This is a genomic window from Acinetobacter sp. FL, assembly GCF_040744925.1.
Lineage (GTDB): Bacteria > Pseudomonadota > Gammaproteobacteria > Pseudomonadales > Moraxellaceae > Acinetobacter > Acinetobacter radioresistens.
Genome location: NZ_CP160437.1, coordinates 2,837,667 through 2,859,060 on the forward strand (window position 1 = coordinate 2,837,667; position 21,394 = coordinate 2,859,060).

General features: G+C 41.1%; 21 protein-coding genes. 6 read left to right on the top strand and 15 right to left on the bottom strand.

From position 1 onward, the window contains the following. Positions 1 to 6: 6 nt before the first annotated feature. Positions 7 to 1,416 (bottom strand): FAD-binding oxidoreductase, encoded by a 1,410-nt coding sequence (locus tag ABZP31_RS13360; RefSeq protein WP_017400873.1) that lies wholly within the window; start codon positions 1,414 to 1,416, stop codon positions 7 to 9. 400 nt (positions 1,417 to 1,816) lie between these two features. Between ABZP31_RS13360 and serA the strand changes: the two genes are divergently transcribed. The 3 genes from serA (at position 1,817) to ABZP31_RS13375 (ending at position 5,039) form a co-directional block, all read left to right on the top strand. Next, on the top strand, positions 1,817 to 3,049 hold the full coding sequence (gene serA / locus ABZP31_RS13365) for a phosphoglycerate dehydrogenase (RefSeq protein WP_367156827.1): 1,233 nt from the start codon (positions 1,817 to 1,819) through the stop codon (positions 3,047 to 3,049). A 107-nt stretch (positions 3,050 to 3,156) separates the two neighbouring features. Further along, positions 3,157 to 4,062: an EamA family transporter gene (locus ABZP31_RS13370; protein ID WP_034669864.1), complete on the top strand. Its 906-nt coding sequence runs from the start codon at positions 3,157 to 3,159 to the stop codon at positions 4,060 to 4,062. Between the two features lie 95 nt (positions 4,063 to 4,157). Next, positions 4,158 to 5,039 carry an EamA family transporter gene (locus ABZP31_RS13375; protein ID WP_026056639.1) on the top strand — a complete coding sequence of 294 codons (882 nt, stop codon included), beginning with the start codon at positions 4,158 to 4,160 and terminating at the stop codon, positions 5,037 to 5,039. Positions 5,040 to 5,086: 47 nt separating this feature from the next. Here ABZP31_RS13375 and ABZP31_RS13380 read toward each other — a convergent pair whose 3' ends face one another. From ABZP31_RS13380 to truB, 3 genes are all read right to left on the bottom strand, one after another. Further along, complete coding sequence (locus ABZP31_RS13380) at positions 5,087 to 5,542, bottom strand: hemerythrin domain-containing protein (protein ID WP_005018199.1); 456 nt, start codon at positions 5,540 to 5,542, stop codon at positions 5,087 to 5,089. Positions 5,543 to 5,734: 192 nt separating this feature from the next. Beyond that, entirely contained in the window at positions 5,735 to 6,511 is a 777-nt protein-coding gene (locus tag ABZP31_RS13385) for a TSUP family transporter (protein ID WP_248133741.1), read from the bottom strand. 37 nt (positions 6,512 to 6,548) lie between these two features. After that, complete coding sequence (gene truB, locus ABZP31_RS13390; RefSeq protein ID WP_248133742.1) at positions 6,549 to 7,454, bottom strand: tRNA pseudouridine(55) synthase TruB; 906 nt, start codon at positions 7,452 to 7,454, stop codon at positions 6,549 to 6,551. A gap of 149 nt (positions 7,455 to 7,603) precedes the next feature. Between truB and ABZP31_RS13395 the strand changes: the two genes are divergently transcribed. The 3 genes from ABZP31_RS13395 to ABZP31_RS13405 all read left to right on the top strand — a co-directional run bounded on the left by ABZP31_RS13395 (position 7,604) and on the right by ABZP31_RS13405 (position 11,119). Beyond that, positions 7,604 to 8,632 carry a lipase secretion chaperone gene (locus ABZP31_RS13395; protein ID WP_138000895.1) on the top strand — a complete coding sequence of 343 codons (1,029 nt, stop codon included), beginning with the start codon at positions 7,604 to 7,606 and terminating at the stop codon, positions 8,630 to 8,632. Positions 8,633 to 9,059: 427 nt separating this feature from the next. Further along, a complete protein-coding gene (locus ABZP31_RS13400; protein ID WP_138000896.1) occupies positions 9,060 to 10,046 on the top strand; it encodes a triacylglycerol lipase in 987 nt (328 codons plus the stop codon). Positions 10,047 to 10,147: 101 nt separating this feature from the next. Beyond that, complete coding sequence (locus ABZP31_RS13405) at positions 10,148 to 11,119, top strand: triacylglycerol lipase (protein ID WP_138000897.1); 972 nt, start codon at positions 10,148 to 10,150, stop codon at positions 11,117 to 11,119. 59 nt (positions 11,120 to 11,178) lie between these two features. Here the strand turns inward: ABZP31_RS13405 and rplS are convergent, their stop codons facing one another. The 11 genes from rplS to ABZP31_RS13460 all read right to left on the bottom strand — a co-directional run bounded on the left by rplS (position 11,179) and on the right by ABZP31_RS13460 (position 21,242). Further along, positions 11,179 to 11,553 carry a 50S ribosomal protein L19 gene (gene rplS / locus ABZP31_RS13410; protein ID WP_005024307.1) on the bottom strand — a complete coding sequence of 125 codons (375 nt, stop codon included), beginning with the start codon at positions 11,551 to 11,553 and terminating at the stop codon, positions 11,179 to 11,181. Between the two features lie 174 nt (positions 11,554 to 11,727). Further along, positions 11,728 to 12,477 (bottom strand): tRNA (guanosine(37)-N1)-methyltransferase TrmD, encoded by a 750-nt coding sequence (gene trmD, locus ABZP31_RS13415; RefSeq protein ID WP_138000898.1) that lies wholly within the window; start codon positions 12,475 to 12,477, stop codon positions 11,728 to 11,730. Positions 12,478 to 12,520: 43 nt separating this feature from the next. Beyond that, positions 12,521 to 13,069 (bottom strand): ribosome maturation factor RimM, encoded by a 549-nt coding sequence (gene rimM, locus ABZP31_RS13420; RefSeq protein WP_005404607.1) that lies wholly within the window; start codon positions 13,067 to 13,069, stop codon positions 12,521 to 12,523. Positions 13,070 to 13,089: 20 nt separating this feature from the next. Next, positions 13,090 to 13,347, bottom strand: a complete 258-nt coding sequence (gene rpsP / locus ABZP31_RS13425) for a 30S ribosomal protein S16 (RefSeq protein ID WP_005018185.1) — start codon at positions 13,345 to 13,347, stop codon at positions 13,090 to 13,092. A gap of 143 nt (positions 13,348 to 13,490) precedes the next feature. After that, the gene (locus tag ABZP31_RS13430; RefSeq protein ID WP_034669853.1) at positions 13,491 to 13,934 is read right to left on the bottom strand and encodes a type IV pilin protein; all 444 of its coding nucleotides are present in this window, start codon (positions 13,932 to 13,934) and stop codon (positions 13,491 to 13,493) included. Then, positions 13,921 to 14,487, bottom strand: coding sequence for a type IV pilin protein (locus tag ABZP31_RS13435; protein WP_138000899.1), 567 nt, complete (start codon positions 14,485 to 14,487; stop codon positions 13,921 to 13,923). Before ABZP31_RS13435 ends, ABZP31_RS13430 begins: the two co-directional genes overlap by 14 nt. Continuing rightward, positions 14,471 to 18,391 carry a PilC/PilY family type IV pilus protein gene (locus ABZP31_RS13440; protein WP_138000989.1) on the bottom strand — a complete coding sequence of 1,307 codons (3,921 nt, stop codon included), beginning with the start codon at positions 18,389 to 18,391 and terminating at the stop codon, positions 14,471 to 14,473. The genes ABZP31_RS13435 and ABZP31_RS13440 overlap by 17 nt, the downstream gene beginning before the upstream one ends. A gap of 21 nt (positions 18,392 to 18,412) precedes the next feature. Beyond that, positions 18,413 to 19,192: a PilX N-terminal domain-containing pilus assembly protein gene (locus ABZP31_RS13445; RefSeq protein ID WP_138000900.1), complete on the bottom strand. Its 780-nt coding sequence runs from the start codon at positions 19,190 to 19,192 to the stop codon at positions 18,413 to 18,415. Continuing rightward, positions 19,192 to 20,241, bottom strand: a complete 1,050-nt coding sequence (locus ABZP31_RS13450) for a PilW family protein (RefSeq protein WP_119879645.1) — start codon at positions 20,239 to 20,241, stop codon at positions 19,192 to 19,194. The genes ABZP31_RS13445 and ABZP31_RS13450 overlap by 1 nt, the downstream gene beginning before the upstream one ends. After that, a complete protein-coding gene (gene pilV / locus ABZP31_RS13455; RefSeq protein WP_119879646.1) occupies positions 20,242 to 20,820 on the bottom strand; it encodes a type IV pilus modification protein PilV in 579 nt (192 codons plus the stop codon). After that, positions 20,811 to 21,242, bottom strand: coding sequence for a Tfp pilus assembly protein FimT/FimU (locus ABZP31_RS13460; RefSeq protein ID WP_119879647.1), 432 nt, complete (start codon positions 21,240 to 21,242; stop codon positions 20,811 to 20,813). Before ABZP31_RS13460 ends, pilV begins: the two co-directional genes overlap by 10 nt. Between the last annotated feature and the right edge of the window lie 152 nt (positions 21,243 to 21,394).

Consider the following 21,394-nt stretch of genomic DNA (forward strand, 5'->3'; position numbering starts at 1 on the left):
GTAGCCTTAAAGATCAAACAGTTTGCCCGGATTCATAATACCATTCGGATCAAATACTTTTTTAAGTGCCTTCATATATTCAATCTCTTCAGCAGAACGGCTATAGTCGAGATAAGGCTTTTTGGTCATTCCAACCCCATGCTCGGCAGAAATTGAACCATCATATTTTTTTACGGTCTCAAATACATACTTGTTAACGACCTGGCATTTGGCAAAGAACTCGTCTTTACTCAGATTTTCAGGTTTTAAAATATTCAGGTGCAGATTGCCATCGCCAATATGCCCAAACCAGCAGATTTCAAAATCTGGATAATTGGCCTGAACAATTGCATCAATTTCCTTAATAAACGCCGGTACATGCGTGATCAATACTGAAATATCATTTTTATAGGGAGTAAATGGGGCAATTGACTCGGAAATATCTTCACGCAGACGCCATAGATTTTGTGCCTGGTCCAGAGTCTGACTCATCACACCATCAAGTACCCAGCCGTGCTCCATGCAATGTTCAAAGATTTCCATTGCCTTATCCATGATTGGCTCATAAGGTGCTTCAAACTCAAGCAGAACATAAAATGGGCACTGGCTTTCAAATGGACGCTGTACACGACCATGGGCTAGCACTTTCTGCATTGCCAGTTCACCAAAGAACTCAAATGCTGTCAGATCGATCTTGCTCTGGAACGCATGCAGAATAGGCATGATCGCATCAAAATCTGGCACACCCAGTACCATGACCTGTAAGTCTTGTGGCTGACGTTCCAGCTTGATTTCAGCTTCAGTTACCAGCCCCAATGTACCTTCTCCACCAATAAACAGATGTTGCAAGGCATACCCGGTTGCATTTTTAATCATACCTTTGTTCAGGCGTAAAATATCACCTTTACCAGTTACTACAGTCAGGCCCAACACCCAGTTACGAGTCATGCCATATTTAATAACCTTAATACCGCCTGCATTGGTACCGATATTGCCGCCAATTTGAGATGAACCTGAAGAAGCAAAATCAACCGGATAGTACATCCCCTGTTCTTCTGCATAAGACTGCAACTGCTCGGTTACAATACCCGCCTGTACCCGTACCATCCGGTCTGCCGGAAAAAATTCCAGTACCTGGTTCATTTTATCCAGGCTTACTACGATTTCACCATTGGCTGCTACTGCTCCAGCAGAGAGCCCGGTACGCCCCCCTGAAGGGGTAATCGCAATATTAAACTGATTGGCCAGCTTGACGACTTGCTGAACCTGCTCTGTACTGGATGGAAAAACGATGACTGACGGGTTAGGTTCAAAATGCTTGGTATAGTCCCTGCCCCAGGCATCCAGACTGGCAGCATCGGTTTTAATACGGTTTTCCCCAACAATTGCAGAAAGTTGGGTCAATAATTCAGGTGCTAAAGTAACTGGAGCATTCATCGTTTTGCGGACCTAGCAAGAAATAGATTAGAAGTGCGGCACTATAGAAGCTTCATTTCCAATAAAATTTAAAGAACAACAATCTGATCATGAAATAGAAGCACTGCTTTGGACAAGATGAAAAAACCGTGAAATTTTTTCATTCCGGTATTAAAAGCGCTTACATTTTACCCCTAAGTCAGGCCGGGATAAAGCATGCTAAAAATATACTGTCACAACACCATATATATAAGTACAGCAGATTTTCAGGTTATGTTTGGCATGCTGGCGTTTTATAAAACCAGCCTAGCGACCATAAAGCAGGAAAATATCCACTGAGGCAGTCATAAAGCAAATGTCTATAGGGCGACCAATATGTTATCATACTGCCACTAAATTTGGCCTTTGTAGCGGAGCGGTAATGAGCCAACACCTTTCACTTCCTAAAGATAAAATTCGTTTCTTGTTGCTAGAAGGCGTTCACCAAAACGCGATCGACACTTTAAATGCTGCAGGTTATACCAACATTGACTATCGCAAGACTGCGCTTGAAGGCGAAGCGCTCAAGGAAGCGATCAGAGATGCCCACTTCATCGGTATACGTTCTCGCACGCAGTTGACCGAAGAGATTTTCGAAGCAGCCAACAAGCTTATCGCGGTTGGCTGTTTTTGTATCGGTACCAACCAGGTTGACCTAAAAGCAGCAATGGAACGTGGGATTCCGGTATTTAATGCACCTTATTCAAATACCCGTTCTGTAGCAGAGCTGGTACTGGCAGAAACTATCCTGCTGCTTCGTGGTGTACCTGAGAAATCTGCTTCCTGTCATCGTGGTGGCTGGAATAAATCTGCCAACGGTTCATTTGAAACACGTGGCAAAACTTTAGGTATTGTGGGTTACGGCTCAATTGGTTCACAGCTCTCTGTTCTGGCTGAAAGCCTGGGCATGCAAGTTATTTATTATGATGTAGTAACTAAACTGCCTATGGGTAATGCCCGTCAGATAGGCTCTTTAGATGAGTTGCTTGCAACTGCTGATGTAGTGTCTCTGCATGTGCCAGACGTTCCATCTACCCGTAATTTCTTTACAAAAGAACAGCTTGCAAAAATGAAGCCGGGTTCAATCTTTTTAAACGCAGCACGCGGTACCTGTGTGGTGATTGAAGATCTGGCCGATGCTATTAAATCTGGCCATATTGCTGGCGCTGCTGTCGACGTATTCCCGAAAGAGCCAAAAGCAAATGGGGAAGAGTTCGTCTCTCCACTGCGTGGTCTTGATAATGTGATCCTGACACCACATGTTGGTGGCTCTACCATGGAAGCACAGGCAAATATCGGTTTGGAAGTAGCTGAAAAATTTGTGGCCTATTCTGATAAAGGTATGACACTTTCTGCAGTTAATTTCCCGGAAATTGCCTTACCGCTGACCGAAGGCAAACACCGTCTGCTACACATTCACAAAAACGTGCCTGGCGTACTGTCCAAAATCAATACTTTGTTTGCCGAGCATAATATTAATATCTCGGGCCAGTCATTAATGACCAAAGGTGACGTAGGTTATCTGGTGATGGATGTAGATGCTTCTGCATCTCAAGAAGCACTCGATACTCTGCATCAAGTAGAAGGCACAATCCGCGTTCGTGTACTGTTCTGATCCGTACAAATACTGACAAAGCCACAACCGTGAGGTTGTGGCTTTTTCTTTGTGCCAGTCCTATAGTGAACCTGATATTATCCTTTTGATTGCTCCAGTCTTTTTTCATGCTTAATATAAAACAGGCACCGCATTTACAAGCTCTTTTGCTTCTTATACTGGCAATGCTTTCAGTACAGGGTAGCGGATCATTTGCAAAAGTACTGATCAGTGAGTTTCCGGTCATTACTGTGGCAGCATTGCGTTTAATGTTTAGTGCACTCATTCTGGCTGCAGTGTTTCAAATCTGGAAAGTTAATCTCAGGAATATCCGCTGGAAAGCCATCTTGAGTTATGGACTGGCACTAGCTGGCATGAACTTGCTGTTTTATTTATCTATAGCCCGGTTACCATTAGGAATTGCAGTCGCTTTTGAGTTTATTGGCCCTTTGAGTGTAGCTCTGTTTTTTGCCCGTCAGCGCTATGATTTTATCTGGATCGGCCTTGCGGTATTAGGCCTTTTATTACTTCTACCCTTAGATGAAACGCAGCAGTCACTTGATCTGTTAGGTGTAGCTTATGCATTAGGGGCCGGCGCCTGTTGGGCTGTCTATATTATTGCAGGGCAAAAACCTTCGGGTATTTCAGGGAATCATACGGTCTGCCTGGGCATGATGGTCGGTACATGCTGTTTGCTTCCAGCCGCTTTACTGTTTACACCTGCCACTCTTAGCGCATTTGAATTACCTCATATAGGTTCTTTTATTGTCCTTGCCATACTGGCCAGTGCCTTGCCTTTTTCTCTAGAAATGATTGCACTACGTAATCTGACTGCACTTAGCTTTGGTACTTTAATGAGTCTGGAACCTGCGATTGCTGCATTTTCAGGTTTTTTATTTCTGGGTGAACAGCTGCTCTGGAGCCAGTGGCTCGCATTGGCAACTATTATTGCTGCTTCAATTGGCTGTACAGTAACAACTCAACGCGCGCGCCTGCGCGCCCAAGCTAAAGATTCCTCGGCTTCTTCAAACTAGGTATTTTTTCCCAGCTCTATTTATCCGGGCTTTGGTTATAATAGACTCTATCTCTTTCTTTACGATCTGGGTAAATGCTCTGATCACGCGCGCCTATGTCAAACTCATCTTTGCTTGCTGTGCTATTCATGGTTTTATCCATGATTTCCTATCAGATCAGTGCATCCTTTGCCAAACAGCTTTTTTCAGTTCTGGATCCGCTGACTGTAACTATTTTAAGGCTGTGTTTTGCCGCTGTACTCGTAACTCTCATGTTTCGTTCCTGGCGCATCATTTCAAGACTGCCTTATTTACGGTGGCGTGATCTGCTCTGCTATAGCGCATCACTTGGCCTGATGAATATTCTGTTTTATCTGTCACTAGATAAACTTCCTCAAGGTATTGCAGTTGGGCTGGAGTTTGCCGGACCGCTAGGCTTGGCTTTATTGTCGGTCAAATATCGTAGCGACTATATCTGGGTATTACTGGCTATTATCGGAATTGTACTGATGGTGCCTTGGGGCAGTGCCAATGCCGAGAATTTTTCAGTATTTGGAGCTGCCTGTGCACTGGGGGCCGGCTTCTGCTGGGCAATTTATATTTATTTTGGTCAAAAAGTAGTACAGCAAAATATTGGGATGCATGCATTGACGATTGCCATTATTATCTCGGCACTGGCACTCCTGCCTATCGGATTATATCAGGATGCTCCTGCACTAGTGCAAACCCAGCATTGGGGTAAAGTACTTATGGTTGCCTTATTGGCTACCGCCATACCTTATGCACTGGATCTGCTGGCACTGAAAAGCCTGAGTAAACTTAGCTATGGTACCCTCTCCAGTCTCTCGCCTGCACTGGCTGCGCTGGCTGGCATGGTCCTGTTAAAAGAACAGATTAATACCTGGCAGTGGGTTGCGCTTGGCTGCATTATGCTTGCCTCAGTTGGTGTAACGGTAGGAACCAGCAAACGTTCACGTCAACCGGTCACCGACTTCTAAAAGCCCAATAAACCAAAAAAGATGGCTCTTGCCATCTTTTTCTGATACTACAGCATGGTTTTACTGATTTCCTTATAGTGTTCATATTCGTTCAGATATTGTTTGGCCAATACAGTTTTTTGCTGCTCATCCAGAATTTTACCGGCTTGCTGAAAAAAACGGTGTTCTTCTTCAGTCAGATGGTGATGAACTGTCTCAGTCAGTTTTTTTGCCAGTGCCAGCCAGCCTGTATTACTCATATCCAGCTCGGTGAGCTCTTCAACCATTTCATCCATTTCATGATGTTCAGCCAAAGCATGGCGAGTAATACCCAGACCAGAATCAGTCATCATTAAGGGAATATAAAAAAAGCGGTCTTCAGCCACTTCATGAGCGAACAGCTCGTTTTTAAGTGCTTGAAATACACTACGACGCTCTGGAGAATCTCCATGGGTTTTTAAAAGCTGGTCAGCAAGATCGCGCTGGCGTTCATGGCTCTCGCGTAATGCTTCAAATATATTCATACTGCTCCCCTTTCACTAAAATATTCATTGGCTAAGGTGATGATGCAACCCGTACAAAATATTTCCAGTTGGATATAATTTTATTAGAGTCTTATCTTTAATGTTTGTTTATATTAGCTTTTTTACAGGCTTCACTTTGTCTTTAAAAAACCGTGTTTTTGTATCAGCTTGTATTCACTATGCTTTTTTATTTTACATGAAGCCTGCTGTTACCATCTGATAGGTCAGGCGTATAATCAGAATACTCACCAGAATTAAAAATAAAATCCGGATAAGGCCACTTCCATACTTTAAAGCCAGCCGGACCCCCATTAAAGACCCGAAAATATTGGCCAGTGCCATACCTAAACCAATACCAAACAGAACATGACCGGTTGGAATAAAAAAACTTAAAGCTGCCAGATTGGTCATTAAATTACCAATTTTAGACAGTGCAGAAGCATGTAAAAAATCAACACTTAAAAACCGGATGAAGAAGAAGATAAAGAAGCTACCTGTACCAGGGCCAAAAATACCATCATAGAATCCGATTAAAATACTGCCGAGTGCCGCCATTAACAAGAAACTGGAGTTAACCGGACGTTCAGTATGTACCTGGCCGAACTGCTTTTTCATGAAAGTATATACAGCCATGATGATCAGCATAAGCAGTACCAGTGGACGTAATACAGAAACCGGAATCATCGATACACAGGCAGCCCCGATAAAACTGCTGACAAATGCACAGCCGGCAATGACCACCAGTAACTTCCAGACAAAACGCACCCGTCTGGCGTAGGAAAATGCAGCTGAAGCAGTACCTGCGATTGACGCCAGCTTGTTAGTACCGAAAATTGTTGCTGGGAGCAAATGCGGGAAAGTTCCCATCAGTGCTGGAATCTGGATCAGGCCACCGCCTCCAACAGCAGCATCAATCAGGCCGGCACAAAACGCAAAAAAAACCAGACTGATAATAATTTCGATATCCATATCCAGATCTATCCTTGATGTTTAATATTGCAGTAAATCAGAGATTCAGCACCCTTTTTGGTACCAGCCGTTTCTTATCTGTAATTTCTGCCAGACCCAGACATTTTTCACCCTCAAATACCAGCACTTGGGTCTCTGCTATATGCTCGATATTACTTTCCATACCCCGGCTAAAGTATTCGCTTCGTCCTTCTGGTACCTGTATTTTAGGAAAATAGTCAACCGGTGCATAAACTGGTAATAATAGTGCCTCACGTTCAGCTTCATTCAGACTTTCCAAGTATTCGATGGTATAGCTGGGAATCAGGTCGAAAGGCCCTGTTTTTATACGGTGCAGATAAGTCAGATGGCCATAACTCCCGAGCGCCTGAGCAACATCCTCCCCCAGGACACGAATATAAGTTCCTTTAGAGCAGGTTATATCCAGCGTAATACTCTGCGCCGTAAATGACAGTAATTCAATCGCATAAATACTCACTGGCCGTGCTTCACGTTCAATTTCAATACCTTTACGTGCCAGCTCATATAAGGGACGACCCTCTTTTTTTAAAGCCGAATACATCGGCGGCACCTGTTCGATATTACCCTTAAACTGGGCCAGTACCTGCCGGATTCTCTCTTCGTCCAGTTCGGGTATCTCAGCCTGTAAAAGTATTTCACCTTCGACATCACCAGTAGTCGTGCTGTGCCCAAGCTGTATAGTGGCCTGATAACGTTTGGTTGAATCAAGCAGGTAATGCGAAAATTTGGTGGCTTCACCCAGACAAATGGGTAACAGGCCTGAAGCCAAAGGGTCGAGTGCCCCAGTGTGCCCGGCTTTTTCAGCACGATACAGCCAACGTACCTTTTGCAATGCTGCATTTGAACTGATCCCCAGCGGTTTATTCAATAAAAAAACCCCGCTAACCGGGCGGCGCTGAATCTTGGATGAGGATCGTTTCATGAGAAAAATCAGATTAGAGTAAGTGCCGTCATGTTATCAATCTGTTCCCACCTTTTACAACTTTTCTATAGGTTCCAGAAAATTTTATGGCATATTGAACCCGATTCTAAAAATTAAAATAAATAGAACGGCATTACAGGTGCATAGGAATGCAGAAATATAAAATATGGATGGTTTTATCTATTGTTATCATTTGTGTAGCAGGCCTGATTTTCTGGCTTATGCCTCAGGATAAAACCATAAAACAGCCGGTTGGACCAGCAGCGGCTTCCGGGCTGTTACCCCAACAAACCGTACTAACTCAAGCACAGGTTAAAGCAGGTATTCCCTACCTGAGTCCAAGCCAGAAGGATACTGAAATAAACTGCCAGCTCCGGCTAGATTCTTCTAATCGCCTCATCATTAATGAACAGACCCGTAACTGTTTTGAATATTTTATTACACAATATGGTGAGAAAAATATTGAGCAGATCAAGCTCGATTTTAAGTCCTATATTCAGACAGTTCATAAAGACCCCGCACAGTCACAGATTCTGGACCTGTGGAACCGTTATATTGACTACCGTATTGCTCTAGGTGACTTGCAGGCTTCAAGTACCGACAGAGACAGCACACAATACTATCGCGCTATTTTTAACAAGATGAAAAATCTGCGTCAGCAGTTTTTCTCGGCTTATGAAATAGAAGGTCTGTTTGGAACCGAAAATATTTATCATCAATATACACTGGACCGCATGGACATTCTGGATGATAAAAACCTGTCTGAAAGTGAGAAAGCACAGGAACTTAAAGAACTGTTCAAACAGCTTCCACAAGACTGGCAGGATAATCTTGAGCAGCTTAATAAACTCGAAGATTTAAGAAAACTTACCGCAGACATTCAGGCACGCGGTGGTTCAAATGATGAGATACGCCAGATGCGGCTAAATCTGGTGGGACCAGAGGCAACCCAACGTCTGGAAAGACTGGACACTGAACGTGACGACTGGAAAAGCCGGGTGAACCAGTATCTGAGTGCACGCGATCATATTAAGACAGGCGGGATGAGCGAGGCAGCGAAAGACCAGGCAATACAGCAGCTACGCCAGCAATATTTTAATAATGCACAAGAGCAGTTACGGGTTGAAACCTTTGAAACTGTACATGACCAGGGTGGCAAGCTGCCTTTTGCCAACTAATCAATGTATGGATTACTCATCTATCAGTATAGCTCAACAACAGTTCTGCTTGATGAACAAGGTAAACAGTGACTTGAGCAATTTAGTCCAGCACTTTATAAACAGGAAAATTTTTATGTGCAATACACCAAATACAATGTTCAGGCATAAATATCAGAGTACAAAAATTAACCAAAACCCTTATCCTAAAATTCCAAAAAATGTATATTAATTCAACAGCCATTTAAAGAAGATCAGTAATTACTCGGCACTTTAAATACTCTGCTTATTTGCATGAGATAACTGAAAAATAAAAAAACCAGTTCATCAGGGAGGTACATAGCTATATCTAAATTGGACTTTATTATTTCATCACATCAGGGAGGAAAAACTAAAACAGGTGTTGCTAAGTCATAAATAAAAAAAGAAACAAAATTAAGGATAGATTATGGATTATACGAGTAAAAAAATAAAAATACTCAGTGCTGCTATGCTATTAGCCAGCATCACGTCCCTGACCACAATAGCGCATACCAAACCTGCGATATTACAGGTTCAGGAAAAAGCATTATCAGATTATGCCAAGACCAGATATCCAATTGTGATGACTCATGGCTGGTTAGGCTGGTCTAGAATTGGCAACTCAAGCTTTAATATTGATTACTGGTATCAGATTCTGCCAGATATGGCGCGTAATGGCTCAACTGTATTTGCCGCTCAACTCTCGCCGGCCAACACTACTGAAATACGTGGCGAACAGCTGCTGAGTCAGGTCGAAGATGTATTGGCCATTACTGGCCAGCATAAAGTCAATCTGATTGGTCACTCGCATGGCGGACCTACGGCACGTTATGTAGCCGCCATCAAACCACAATATATTGCCTCGGTTACTGGCGTAGGTGGAACATTTCGTGGTTCAAAGGTAGCAGATGATATCCAGAATAATACAGCAACCCGGACCGTATTTAATATTGTCGGTGACTATCTAATCGCGCCTCTGATTTCATTGGCACAGTTGCAGTTTGACTTGCCCATTGATTTTGATGGCTCAATGAAATCCCTTACTGAAACAGGATCGGCCGATTTCAACCGGCGCTTCCCAACCTCTGCCTTAGCCTCTGACTGTAACCGGCAAGGTACTAAAGTAGATCGAGGAATTCATTACTATTCCTGGACCGGTACAGCACAAACAACTAATTTACTGGATATTGACAGCATCCTGATGCAATTAGGACCACTGTCCTATGGCAACAAAGACAATGACGGAATGGTTGCACGCTGTAGCACCCATATCGGTCTTGTGGTTCGGGATAACTATAATCTGAATCATACAGACCTTGCCAATATGATGTTTGGCTTAACAGGCCGCTTTGCGCCTGACCCGGTAGCGCTGTTTCGTCAGCATGCCAATCGCTTAAAACTTGAGGGTTTATAAAAGCTGACTGAACAGCACCTTCTCTCTGGTCAGTTACATCATCAGATGGATGACCCATTAAGAATCAAATCAGTATCAAAATAAAAAAATTGAGGATTATTATGAAATACGGACAATTCATTCTTGCTATATTTTTTGCCTCAGTAGCTTTAACAGCACAAGCGGCAACCAGCGCTGAACAGGCTACGACCAGACTGATCGTTTCAAACTATGCTAAAACTAAATATCCAATCGTATTCAATCATGGTATGGCAGGTTTTATCAGTATTGGTACAGACCAGTTCGGTCTCGACTATTTTTATCAGATTTTGCCAGATCTGGCACGTAATGGAGCAAATGCATGGGCAACCCGGGTATCACCTTTAAACTCTACTGAAGTACGGGGAGAGCAGCTTACGCAGCAGGTCGAAGAAATTCTGGCCCTGACAGGCGCACAAAAGGTGAATTTGGTCGGACACTCTCATGGTGGTCCTACCATCCGTTATGTTGCCGGAGTTTTACCTGAACGTGTGGCTTCATTGACAGCAGTCGGGGCACCTAATAAAGGTTCACCGGTAGCTGACCTGATTTTAAAGGCTGAAGGTACAGTCGTAGAGGCACCCTTGGTGGGCGTAGTCAATCTGGTTTCAAAAATGATTACCTGGGCTCAAGGACTTGATCCAAATAGTTATCCACATGATGCCTTGGCAGGTGGCAACAGCTTAAGCCTGACAGGCTCAGCCCAATTTAACAGCAGATTTCCACTTGGTATGCCTACTACGAGCTGTGGTGAAGGTCCGTATCAGCAACAAGGAATCTATTTTTATTCATTTACCGGCGTAGGAGCTATTACTAATGCCCTTGATCCAGACTCGGCATTAAAGGCCACCAGTTTACTGATTGACCAGGGTAAAGATAATGATGGGCTGGTTTCACGCTGTAGCGCCCGCTTTGGTAAAACAATCCGTGATAACTATCACTGGAATCATTTAGATGAAGTGAATCAGGTTTTAGGTTTAAGAGATGTGTTTGCACCTGACCCTGTAGATGTTTACCGGCAGCATGCCAATCGCCTAAAACTTCAGGGATTATAATATATTATTAATTATAAAAAATGCGCCAGAAGGCGCATTTTTTAGCTGTACAAAACTGATTAAGCTTCAGTTTTACGAGCTGGAAGTTTTTCACGGATACGTGCAGCTTTACCAGACAGATCGCGCAGGTAGTAAAGTTTAGCACGACGTACAGCACCGCGACGTTTCACATCAATACGAGCAACGATTGGAGAGTGAGTTTGGAATACACGCTCAACACCAACACCGCTAGAAATTTTACGTACTGTGAACGCAGAGTTCAGACCACGGTTTTTCTTAGCAATTACTACGCCTTCGAATGCCTGTAGACGTTCACGGTCGCCCTCTTTTACTTTTACCTGGACAACTACTGTGTCACCTGGTGCAAAAGCCGGGATGTCTTGTTTAAGCTGAGCATTTTCTACAGCTTGTACTAAAGGATGCTTACCGCTCATGGGGTATCTCCAGTATGCGCGAGTCAGAAGAGGTCTGATCATCGCTGGGTATAGAGGCTAAAACGCATAAACCCGATTGACTTTCCCTTTATGCTTGACCGCTTCAATGCATAAAGAGCCTATTGAAATACTTCAGGCAAACTGCCTGTAGTATATATGCTTGGACAATACCTGTTATTTGGCCTGTCTTTGCGAATCTTGTAGCCATTTCTTTTGCTGCTTGGTCAATTCAACTTTTTCTACCAGCTCGGGCCGGCGTTCTAAAGTACGTTGATAGCGCTGCAAAAACCGCCATTTTTCAATATTGGCATGATGTCCCGATTTTAAAATCTCTGGAACATTCATTCCCTCAAAATGGTCTGGCTTGGTATATTGCGGGCAGTCTAACAGACCATCCACAAAAGAGTCTTGCACATGAGATTGCTCATCAGACATCGCACCCGGAAGCCTCCGGATAATACTGTCTAATAAAACCATCGCCGGCAGTTCACCACCCGATAACACGTAATCACCAATTGACCATTCCTGATCAACATATTTCTGGATCAGACGTTCATCAACCCCTTCATAACGGCCACACAGTACAATCAGTCCGTCATATTGAACGAAATCCTGTACCGCAGTCTCATTTAGGGTTTTTCCCTGTGGCGACATATATACCACAGGAACATGAACTGCACCTGACTGCACAGCAAGCTCTTTGGCATGATGAATTGCTTTTGCCAGAGGCTCAGCCATCATCACCATACCGGGACCTCCACCAAATGGACGTTCATCCACCCGTTTGTAATTCCCTTCAGCAAATTCGCGTGGATTAATACAATGAATTTGCATTAAATCGCGTTTTGCTGCACGCCTGCTAATCCCAAAACTTGTAATCGCTTCAAACATTTCAGGAAAAATCGTAATGACTGCAAAAAACATCACAGACTCCTCTATTTTCCTGCTGCGTTAATCCTAAACAGAATTAAAAATCTACGCCCCAATTCACGTAGATACGACCAGTTTCGAGATCAACCCGCTGTACCACATCTTTATGCCATGGAATCATTCGCTCTTCGCCGTCAACACTGTCAGTGGTCGCGCGTACCACCATCACGTCATTGGCACCTGTTTCAAACAGTTCATGAATTTGTCCGAGATTAACTTCCTGCTCTTCTTCATCCAGACCCAGCACAGTGAGTCCTTTTAAATCTGACCAGTAATACTCATCCACACCTGGTTGTGGTAGTTGCGATTTTGAAATCCAGATATTTGCGCCAACCAGATTGTCTGCTGCGGTACGATCACTCACACCTTTCAAGCTTACAACCAGGCCTTTACCATGTGGTTTCCAACGTTTTACATCAACTATTTGCCAACCTGCTTTGGTTTCAATGTACCAAGGCAGATAGTCAAATATATTACTCATGGGTTCTGTATTGGAATAGACCCAGAGCCACCCATTTAATCCATATGCTGAACGTAACTGTCCAATCTGAATACGATCTTCGGGAACATTCTGTGTTGGTGTCATGGGCTAACTACTACCTGAAATTAAGCAGCAGTTGCAGCTTTTTTAGCTTGAGCAGCCAAAGAAGCAACACGTTCAGAAGGTTGAGCACCTTGAGAAACCCAGTGAGCAAAACGGTCAGCATCTAAACGAAGTTTTTCTGCTTTACCTTGAGCTGTAGGGTTGAAGAAACCGATACGTTCGATGAAACGACCGTCACGTGCATTACGGCTATCAGTCACAATGATTTGATAGAACGGACGTTTTTTAGCACCACCGCGTGCAAGACGAATAACAACCATGATAGAACCTTATAGTTTTTACGGATTATCCCTGTACCGACCATCGATACGTTTCAAACCCCTTTCATAGAGGGCAATATTTTACGCGAAGTTTACCCTGAATGAAAGATCAAAAACTATTTATCCGCAATTTTGAATTTAAGTTAGCGGCCGTCCCAGTTAGAGGTATTAGATAAGGCACAGGCACTGGCACCTTTGACCCAGAATTTTTGGCCTTGGTGATTCAGACAAATAACCCCATCATTAGCCTGAGATGTGCTGCTAATTGGTGTCGCTATTAATGTCCATTCATTTGCTGTGGTCGGGGAGGGACTAAAAGTTAAGTTATAAAGCGCTGTTCCCTGTTTCGGGATCACGCTGCTTCCATAAACTGTATTTATTGTAGCACCAGCGAACGTATTATTAGCTGCCCTATAGGTTTGCATACGCTGTGCAACTTGCAACATTTCACTTTGTGCATCTGTACGTTTGGTTCTTATAATATATTGGCTATAAGAAGGATAGGCAATCGCTGCTAAAATTCCAATAATAGCTACTACAATCATAACTTCTATAAGCGTAAAACCATTATATTTACCAACTTTCATAACCACTAGCCCCACAATTGGCATAACCAGCAATAGTATTTTTAGTCATACATCGTAGTCCTGCACTATTTAGTAAAACATTATAATTTTGAACCTGTGTACCTGCTGTGCTCTTGGTTGCCTTAATAACCCAACTCTGACCTAGTGCATCACTTGCAGTTAATAGCTTTGGAGAACTTTGACTTATATCTTTAATTTCAATTGTATAATCCACATTAGGGCCACCTAATGGCAATGATAAACTCTGGTCACTGTTCAGATAATTACTAGAGGTACCATTAGCAATATAGTTATATAGATAACTAGCATCAAATCCTTTATAACTAAAGTTTCTACCTTTATATCTTTCTAGCTGCTCAGCAAGTTTAAGCATTTCTTGCTGAGCATTAGAAAGCGCATTTTTACGCTTATATTGCTGATAACTTGGCAATGCAATTGCAGCTAAGATTGCAATAACCATTACTACAACCATCAGCTCTACCAAAGTGTAAGCATGCTGATATTTTTTATAAGCGATAAACCTCTTATCTCTTATATTAACTTGCTTTCGCATACTTTTCATACCAACGCTGAGATACAAGCTTTAGCTTACCTGGATAGTTAGGCAAGACCTTCCCTACGGATTTAGATACGTTCAGAATTAATGTCCGGTCTGGAGAAGGTGTTCCTGTCGATCCACCAAAAGCAATACCAATATTACCTTTTCCTAGAGGCACATCTTTTAATCTCGTTCCTATAACTTCTGAACCATTTTTTATTTCAGAGCATTGTCCATACGGTAGGCAAAATTGCTCTACATTACTTTCCCCCCGTACGCCCCCACTGCAACTTAAAGCATCCAGATCCTTTGAAGAATCAAAAACACTTACATATAAATCACCAGCAATAGCGACGGTATCATTTAAAACTCTAAGTTTATTTGCTAGAGGATAGTACCAGCCTGCCCGAGCAAGAGTAGTTTTAGTATTACCATCAGTATTGACTGCTAATGTATTGCCAGAACTACCTATAACTATATTTCGTGTAATTAACTGGTTATCTGTTAACTGATACAAATTGGCTTTAGTAACATCTTTATCAAAAATTACATAGATATTATCTTTACCGCTAGAACTTTCAGCAGACATAGGAGAACTCAAGTCTCCCGACCCTAAAGAAATCGTAGCAAACAAACCAGAAGCTCCGCCATTATGTATGGTAAAACTAGGGGTCGTATAAAAACGTGGGCTACTACCGTTAGTTTTATTTAAATTTAAAATTTTTACTGCTCTCTTGGCGAAAGCATCAGTAAGAGTTTTAGTATTATTTAAGTCAATACGCCAAACCTGCCCCCCTAAATCTCCAAAATATAAATGATCGACTAATCCATCATTATTACGGTCTACCGTTTTGATCTGACTGACCACACTATATTTCATATCATCTACTTTCAATGCATTAGGGGAATTTTCAGAATTTACATCTGCTGCCAAATTACTACTGGCCCACCATAATAAATCGCCATTGTCAGCATCAAACATGTACACACCAGCCCCAACTCCATTGACCTGATTATATACATCAGCTTCGTACCCCATGTCATAACCGCCTCCGACAAACATAACTAATTTACGTTTGCCTTTCCAGTTTACCCAAGTAATATTAGGCTTAGACCAGCTTTGACCCATATAACTTAAAGGTCCACTACTTGTAGCAGAAGGATTTATACGAAATTTTAATTTTGGTACCGAATTATTATCAGTTGAAGAGATATCCGTTAAGTCTAGTGCGTAATAGCTTCTCCCTCCCATACGTAAACCCCCATATACCCACTGTTTCCCCCCCTTTACAGTAACTACAGGTTCATCCGTTGAATTGGAACCCTTTTGAGTAACGTATTCTGTATATGCTGTCCATTGACCATCTATTCCATATTGTAGTGTACCTGACTGAGATTCCTGATTTAGAAAGGCTTCAGCCTGATTTTCGATCATTTCATTAGGAACAAAAGTAAATAATTCTTTTCCTGCCTCAGTATCTGTTGCAGTTTTCCCAGCTTTTACAATATGTAATAAACCTTGTGTTGTACCAAATAAAATTAAATCATCTCGATCATCATAAGACAGTACCTCATTCTCATATTTCGTAGTCCCTTGCTGGGTTAACAAAATAGGACGAGAATGCATGACCGCCCCCATCTGCCTTAATAATGCAGAGTTAGAAGAAACTAGTCTTTCAAGTTGAGTCTGGTTTGTATCATTTTTAGGTAAGCTGTTAATACTGCTCGCCAGCTCTCTACTTACGTTATATCCTAATAACGATAAAATATATCCTCTTTTTGGATCTTCTTTAAATTGATTAACACTAGAAGAAATAAAATCATTCCTTCCTATTTTTTTAAGGTTACCTGAACTAATACTGCCTATTTGGTTTGTAGTAGAGTCAGTAGAGCTAACTTGAATAGTTCTGTCTGTAAATATACGTCGTTCTATAGGGGTATTATTTGCATTATATCCTACAGGCAATTGACTTAAAGCTCCTCCCACTTTGACCTTAAAGGAAATTTTATTGCCATTTACCTCCTTAGTAATAGTTTTTGTAACAGAAGTATCCGCCCAATAATCATTTAAATCATCTTTTAGCAATCCATTATTATCAGTAATAATTTCATTACTACGATCTAGTAAATTATTATTAAGAGTTTTATATTTTTTAACATTACCAATCCAAGTTAATGCACCTGTGCTGCTATTGGTTGGTTTAGGGTCAAACTGGGGAAAATAGGCCCAAGGCTGTACATTCTGTGTATCTAAAGCATCGACTGGTATAGTAGCAGAACCTACAGTAACACCAGGAATATAACGATCTAGCTTATTAATAAAGTCACTTACACTGTCGACAATAGACTGTGCATTATTTCCTTTATAGAAGCCACCTTCTCCAAGCTCTCCCCAAGCTTTAGCATCTGCAATATCATTAGCAACAGATGAAGATGGGCGATCAGCTGACATATCGCTACCAAAACCTACTACAGCTGTAAGAATACTCGTACCTGTTGGATTTAAATCTTTATTTAATATTGCTTTCGTATATTCACCTATACAAGTCCAGTTATTCGTATTATTTGATGAGTTGTAATAAGGAGTTCTCCAGCCTAATGAGTCAGCCTTACAAGAAAAATCACTTCCCGAGGTCCCTAAACTTGTTCTCATAATATCTAGAGATGAATTAGATCTCCCGTACTCAGGTACACCATCTGTTAAGAAATAGATCCCTTGGCCATTACAGGTTTTGCTACTATCAATTTGCTCTGGTTTAATATAATTATTAGTATTTCTAATTGCGCCTTCACTAGAGGCAGTAAATCCGCTATTAACAACATTTTTAGTTGTTTGCCCCATCAAATAGGCTGCCACTTCAGCATAGGCAAATGCAGTAGGTGTACCCCCACCTGCTGTCAAAGCATTTACCGCATTAATCATTCTTTCACGATGAGTTATAGTATTTGCCCCACTATAAGTCACTGTTGATGTATAGCTGGCTGTAGCATTCTGAGGTGTTGTTTTAATTTCTGTAGTTGACTGTGTTCTTGACTGTGTTCTTGAACAGTTTGAGCCACTACAACTAGGATTACTATTGGTAATACCACTAGTAACCGGTGAGGATGAACTTATTGGACTTTCACTTCCACTACGAATATTTGAATAACTAAAAGATGTATTAGAAGTAACACTTGTACTCGTATTAAAACTTGATAAGGGTGTACTGGTATTTATCCATAATGTACAGGAAGTATTGTTTGTTGCCCATGCCCTACACTCTTGATTAGTAGTAGCTGTAGCAGTAGGGTTACCTGATAATGACCAAGAAGGATTGTCACTGGTCCAAGTGCCAGAACTGGATGACTGGTTAACCCAACCAGTGTTAGAACTATCAGATGGTGTCCAGTTACCTGGTTCATCCCAAGAGCAGAAAATAAACCAGCAGCTTTGTGTACGTGTACCATACTGTGTTCTATTCTGAGAAAAACTTGTAATACGCGAGCTGGTAACAGTACGGTTAGCGTTCTGCTCTATAGTCTGTATAGTCCTATAAACCTCTTTGGCACCACCTATAGAAATTTTCTCTCCTAAAGAACGCGCTTCAAGCTTGATGCGTCCTGTAGTTCCACTAAATTCTGACAGGCCAGTAACCAGATCATCTGGTAATGGCTGTGTGCCATCACTTGAATCACCTTGTAAAAGTTTAAGCATACCGTTTTTTAAACTTTGTAGCCGATTCTCACCATAACTATTGCCACTAGGACTCATACTACCTGACACATCCAGCATAAACATAAGTGTCAATTCTTTATTTTGAGGCGGACGATATAATTCGGTATCACTTGCATAACTTGAAACAGACTGAGTTATACAAATTAAAATTGTCACTATGCCAGATACAGATGCCACTTTTATTTTTTTAATGAGTTTATCCATTATATACACTCCATCTTCTAATCAACTTTTAGTGGCATAGTTGATAACTGCATAATCCATAACCTGTCGATTATAAGGAACACCTAATTTTGCAAAGCAGTCTGCTACTGTGTCATTTGTAGGATAAGCCTCTACATTATCATTGGTATAATTCTTGAAACAATTTTCTACGGCACTGTCGAAATTGCTTACGCCATTTGGTAAATTAGTAGAGACTGCTGCACCAGGAATAACCGAAGTTACAATAATTCTCACAGGCTGAACTTCCTGTAATTGTACTGTTGTATTATCAGTGCCTATAGGAAAAAATTTAAATGGTGTGTCAGAATCTAAACTTCCTTTTTTCACAGCCACTTGTGTAATTACGGCTGCTCTACCACTACTATAATCACTATTTTGTATTTTACAAAAACCACTAATACCCAGCTCGGTATTATTAATTGAGCTTTGACTATTCCAATATACTATGCTGGAGTCGCGTAAATTAAAAAGATTACTTCTATTTTTAGGTCGATAACAAAATACGAGCTCTTTATTAATATATGAATCAGGCTTAACCACACCAAATAAGCCTAATGCACTTATATTTTTCTGTAAATTTGCTAAAACGGCGTTATCACGTTCTATTGTAAAAAATATACTGTCTGCTGTTTGCATTAATAAGGTCTGAGCTTGACTATTGGTAGCGATTGCTAAACTTGTAATACTTTGGCGAATCGCAAGAGTACCAACGATAATTATAATGACCAATAGGATCAATACAACAATTAATGTAGCGCCTTTCTGTCTTATATAACTCATTATAACTCCTCCGTTAAACCGTAACCGTTACGAAGAGCTATAGTCTGAGTGATAATCTGACGGAGATATTTACCAGAATTCTGGGCAGCAGGCGTTAAATTTAACTTTTGATCTAACAAATTATATTCTTGGGTATTAGTAACCAGACTATCATTCATATTTTCACTACCCCTTACTAATAACCCTATTTGAAGTGACATAATACGCGGTCTAGGCAATATATTAGTAAGGGTGAGATCATTAGAGTTATTACCCATATATTCGCTTATAGAAACATAACGAAACTCGTCAGTATTATTTTCTTTTATACCAAGTAAAAGATGAAAATGATCTACACGGCGCATGATAATCTCTCCTGCCCCACCGTAACCACTAATTGATGTAGGCAAAGTGGCAACCTTTGTTTTATATCGCCCTGCGTCACAAGCAAGAGCCAAATTATTACTGTCGCTACCATCTCTTCTTAAAAAGTAGCGCTGTACTATATAAGTTCCATCAGTAATATCAGTTTGATTTATTATATTACCTTCACAGTCAGTGGTATTTGGTTCTACTGCCTTATATTGAATTACTAACTGATCACTTGCCGATACAATACTACTATCACCTGCTGAACCGATTGCATTACTAGCGCCTGTCCACTGATTACCACTTCCTGTAGACTGACCAGCACCTCGTGTCATTAAGGTTTTAGGAATATTAGCAGAGCTTAAAGTATATGGGAGATTAGCTGTTATTATCTCCTGTTCAGCCGGCGTCAGACTAGCTGGATAGCTCGCCAAACCAGTCAGAACTATACCTCCATATAAATTACGATCATTAATAACGGCCTGAGCCGCGTCAAGATTAGCTTTTCTAATATCCTGAATAAGATAATTGAGCCCAAAATTACCATTATCTTGTATTTCAGCCATTGCCCGCTGTAGATTTAAACTTGTTTGCCCTGTTATAAAAAGCTGAGAGGCTGCAGCTACAATTAATAATCCTAAAACTATAGAGACCATCAGTTCAACTAATGTAAACCCTAACTGATTATTTTTAATATTCATTTAATAGGCCTCTAGTACCACACACTGTGAAGTCATCGTATAACTTCCATTATTAGTACAACTTGTAGAACTACTCCCATCATTTGGCTGCGAATCTCCCCAAGCTACATAAATGCAGCTTCTTTCGCCTTTTAAAGCACCAGCACAATCACTTAACCCTACTTTCATCCCAATCAAAAAAGCCTTATATAGAATTTGATTAGCATCCTGATTTGCCAACTCTGTACTGCTACATCTCTTACTTTGATAACAGTTTTGTCCGCTCCAACTATAAGACTCCAAGTATTGTTTTGAAGCGAAGGCATTCATATAGGCACTAATTTTTTGGTTAGTATCCTTGCCTGTGCTATCTTTTACGACAATACTCTTAGACAATCCAACTTGGTTGGCTCTGATTCTCTCTGCCAGATCACGTGCTAAATTCATTGCCTGGATACGATTATTTGCCTCTGCTGTAGCATCTACTGCCCTTAACTGAAGAGCAGTAAAACCTAAAACCCCTATAGCCAGTAAAGTCAGCGCTACTAATACTTCCACCATACCAACGCCTTGATTCTTTTTTCTATAATTCATGTACATGTTCCTTCTGGCTTTATGTACTGAGTTCCTATCTTAGTTAAAGTAATTGTCTTTGTAGTTTTTGTTTTGGAGTTACACACTATGAAATCAATATCACCCGATGAATTTTTAACTGTTCCGTCCGGATTAAAGGTAATATTACTTGTAGAAGAAATGAGCCGATTATAGTCCACCGGATTCCAATAAAAAGTATTCGCAGTATTAGAGTTATCAGTATTCAGAATCACTGTCACCTCTATTCTTAAAAGTGCAGCTTGACTGCGTGCTTTACCTAGAGTATTTGAAAGCTCTCTAATTGCTGAATTAAGTCTTTGCTTTGCTATCAAATTATTCATAGAGGGTGCAGCGATGGTAGCAAGAATTGCTATTACCGCAATAGTGACCATCAATTCAACCAACGTAAAACCGCGCTTGAGTTGCATGATCGCCTCCTGTCAAAATTTTGACGTCTTTTAAATAATACAGTTTACATTAACAGAACATATACAGAACAGATAAAAGGTATAAAAAAACAGATAACCGTTATTTAACAACTATCTGTTTTAAAACTTTAAAAGCTAATAAAAATCTATAT

Bases quoted from the DNA above. Each gene is read 5' to 3' on its own strand.
- ABZP31_RS13360 (WP_017400873.1), bottom strand. From the start codon at position 1,416: ATGAATGCTCCAGTTACTTTAGCACCTGAATTATTGACCCAACTTTCT.
- serA (WP_367156827.1), top strand. From the start codon at position 1,817: ATGAGCCAACACCTTTCACTTCCTAAAGATAAAATTCGTTTCTTGTTG.
- ABZP31_RS13370 (WP_034669864.1), top strand. From the start codon at position 3,157: ATGCTTAATATAAAACAGGCACCGCATTTACAAGCTCTTTTGCTTCTT.
- ABZP31_RS13375 (WP_026056639.1), top strand. From the start codon at position 4,158: ATGTCAAACTCATCTTTGCTTGCTGTGCTATTCATGGTTTTATCCATG.
- ABZP31_RS13380 (WP_005018199.1), bottom strand. From the start codon at position 5,542: ATGAATATATTTGAAGCATTACGCGAGAGCCATGAACGCCAGCGCGAT.
- ABZP31_RS13385 (WP_248133741.1), bottom strand. From the start codon at position 6,511: ATGGATATCGAAATTATTATCAGTCTGGTTTTTTTTGCGTTTTGTGCC.
- truB (WP_248133742.1), bottom strand. From the start codon at position 7,454: ATGAAACGATCCTCATCCAAGATTCAGCGCCGCCCGGTTAGCGGGGTT.
- ABZP31_RS13395 (WP_138000895.1), top strand. From the start codon at position 7,604: ATGCAGAAATATAAAATATGGATGGTTTTATCTATTGTTATCATTTGT.
- ABZP31_RS13400 (WP_138000896.1), top strand. From the start codon at position 9,060: ATGGATTATACGAGTAAAAAAATAAAAATACTCAGTGCTGCTATGCTA.
- ABZP31_RS13405 (WP_138000897.1), top strand. From the start codon at position 10,148: ATGAAATACGGACAATTCATTCTTGCTATATTTTTTGCCTCAGTAGCT.
- rplS (WP_005024307.1), bottom strand. From the start codon at position 11,553: ATGAGCGGTAAGCATCCTTTAGTACAAGCTGTAGAAAATGCTCAGCTT.
- trmD (WP_138000898.1), bottom strand. From the start codon at position 12,477: ATGTTTTTTGCAGTCATTACGATTTTTCCTGAAATGTTTGAAGCGATT.
- rimM (WP_005404607.1), bottom strand. From the start codon at position 13,069: ATGACACCAACACAGAATGTTCCCGAAGATCGTATTCAGATTGGACAG.
- rpsP (WP_005018185.1), bottom strand. From the start codon at position 13,347: ATGGTTGTTATTCGTCTTGCACGCGGTGGTGCTAAAAAACGTCCGTTC.
- ABZP31_RS13430 (WP_034669853.1), bottom strand. From the start codon at position 13,934: ATGAAAGTTGGTAAATATAATGGTTTTACGCTTATAGAAGTTATGATT.
- ABZP31_RS13435 (WP_138000899.1), bottom strand. From the start codon at position 14,487: ATGCGAAAGCAAGTTAATATAAGAGATAAGAGGTTTATCGCTTATAAA.
- ABZP31_RS13440 (WP_138000989.1), bottom strand. From the start codon at position 18,391: ATGGATAAACTCATTAAAAAAATAAAAGTGGCATCTGTATCTGGCATA.
- ABZP31_RS13445 (WP_138000900.1), bottom strand. From the start codon at position 19,192: ATGAGTTATATAAGACAGAAAGGCGCTACATTAATTGTTGTATTGATC.
- ABZP31_RS13450 (WP_119879645.1), bottom strand. From the start codon at position 20,241: ATGAATATTAAAAATAATCAGTTAGGGTTTACATTAGTTGAACTGATG.
- pilV (WP_119879646.1), bottom strand. From the start codon at position 20,820: ATGTACATGAATTATAGAAAAAAGAATCAAGGCGTTGGTATGGTGGAA.
- ABZP31_RS13460 (WP_119879647.1), bottom strand. From the start codon at position 21,242: ATGCAACTCAAGCGCGGTTTTACGTTGGTTGAATTGATGGTCACTATT.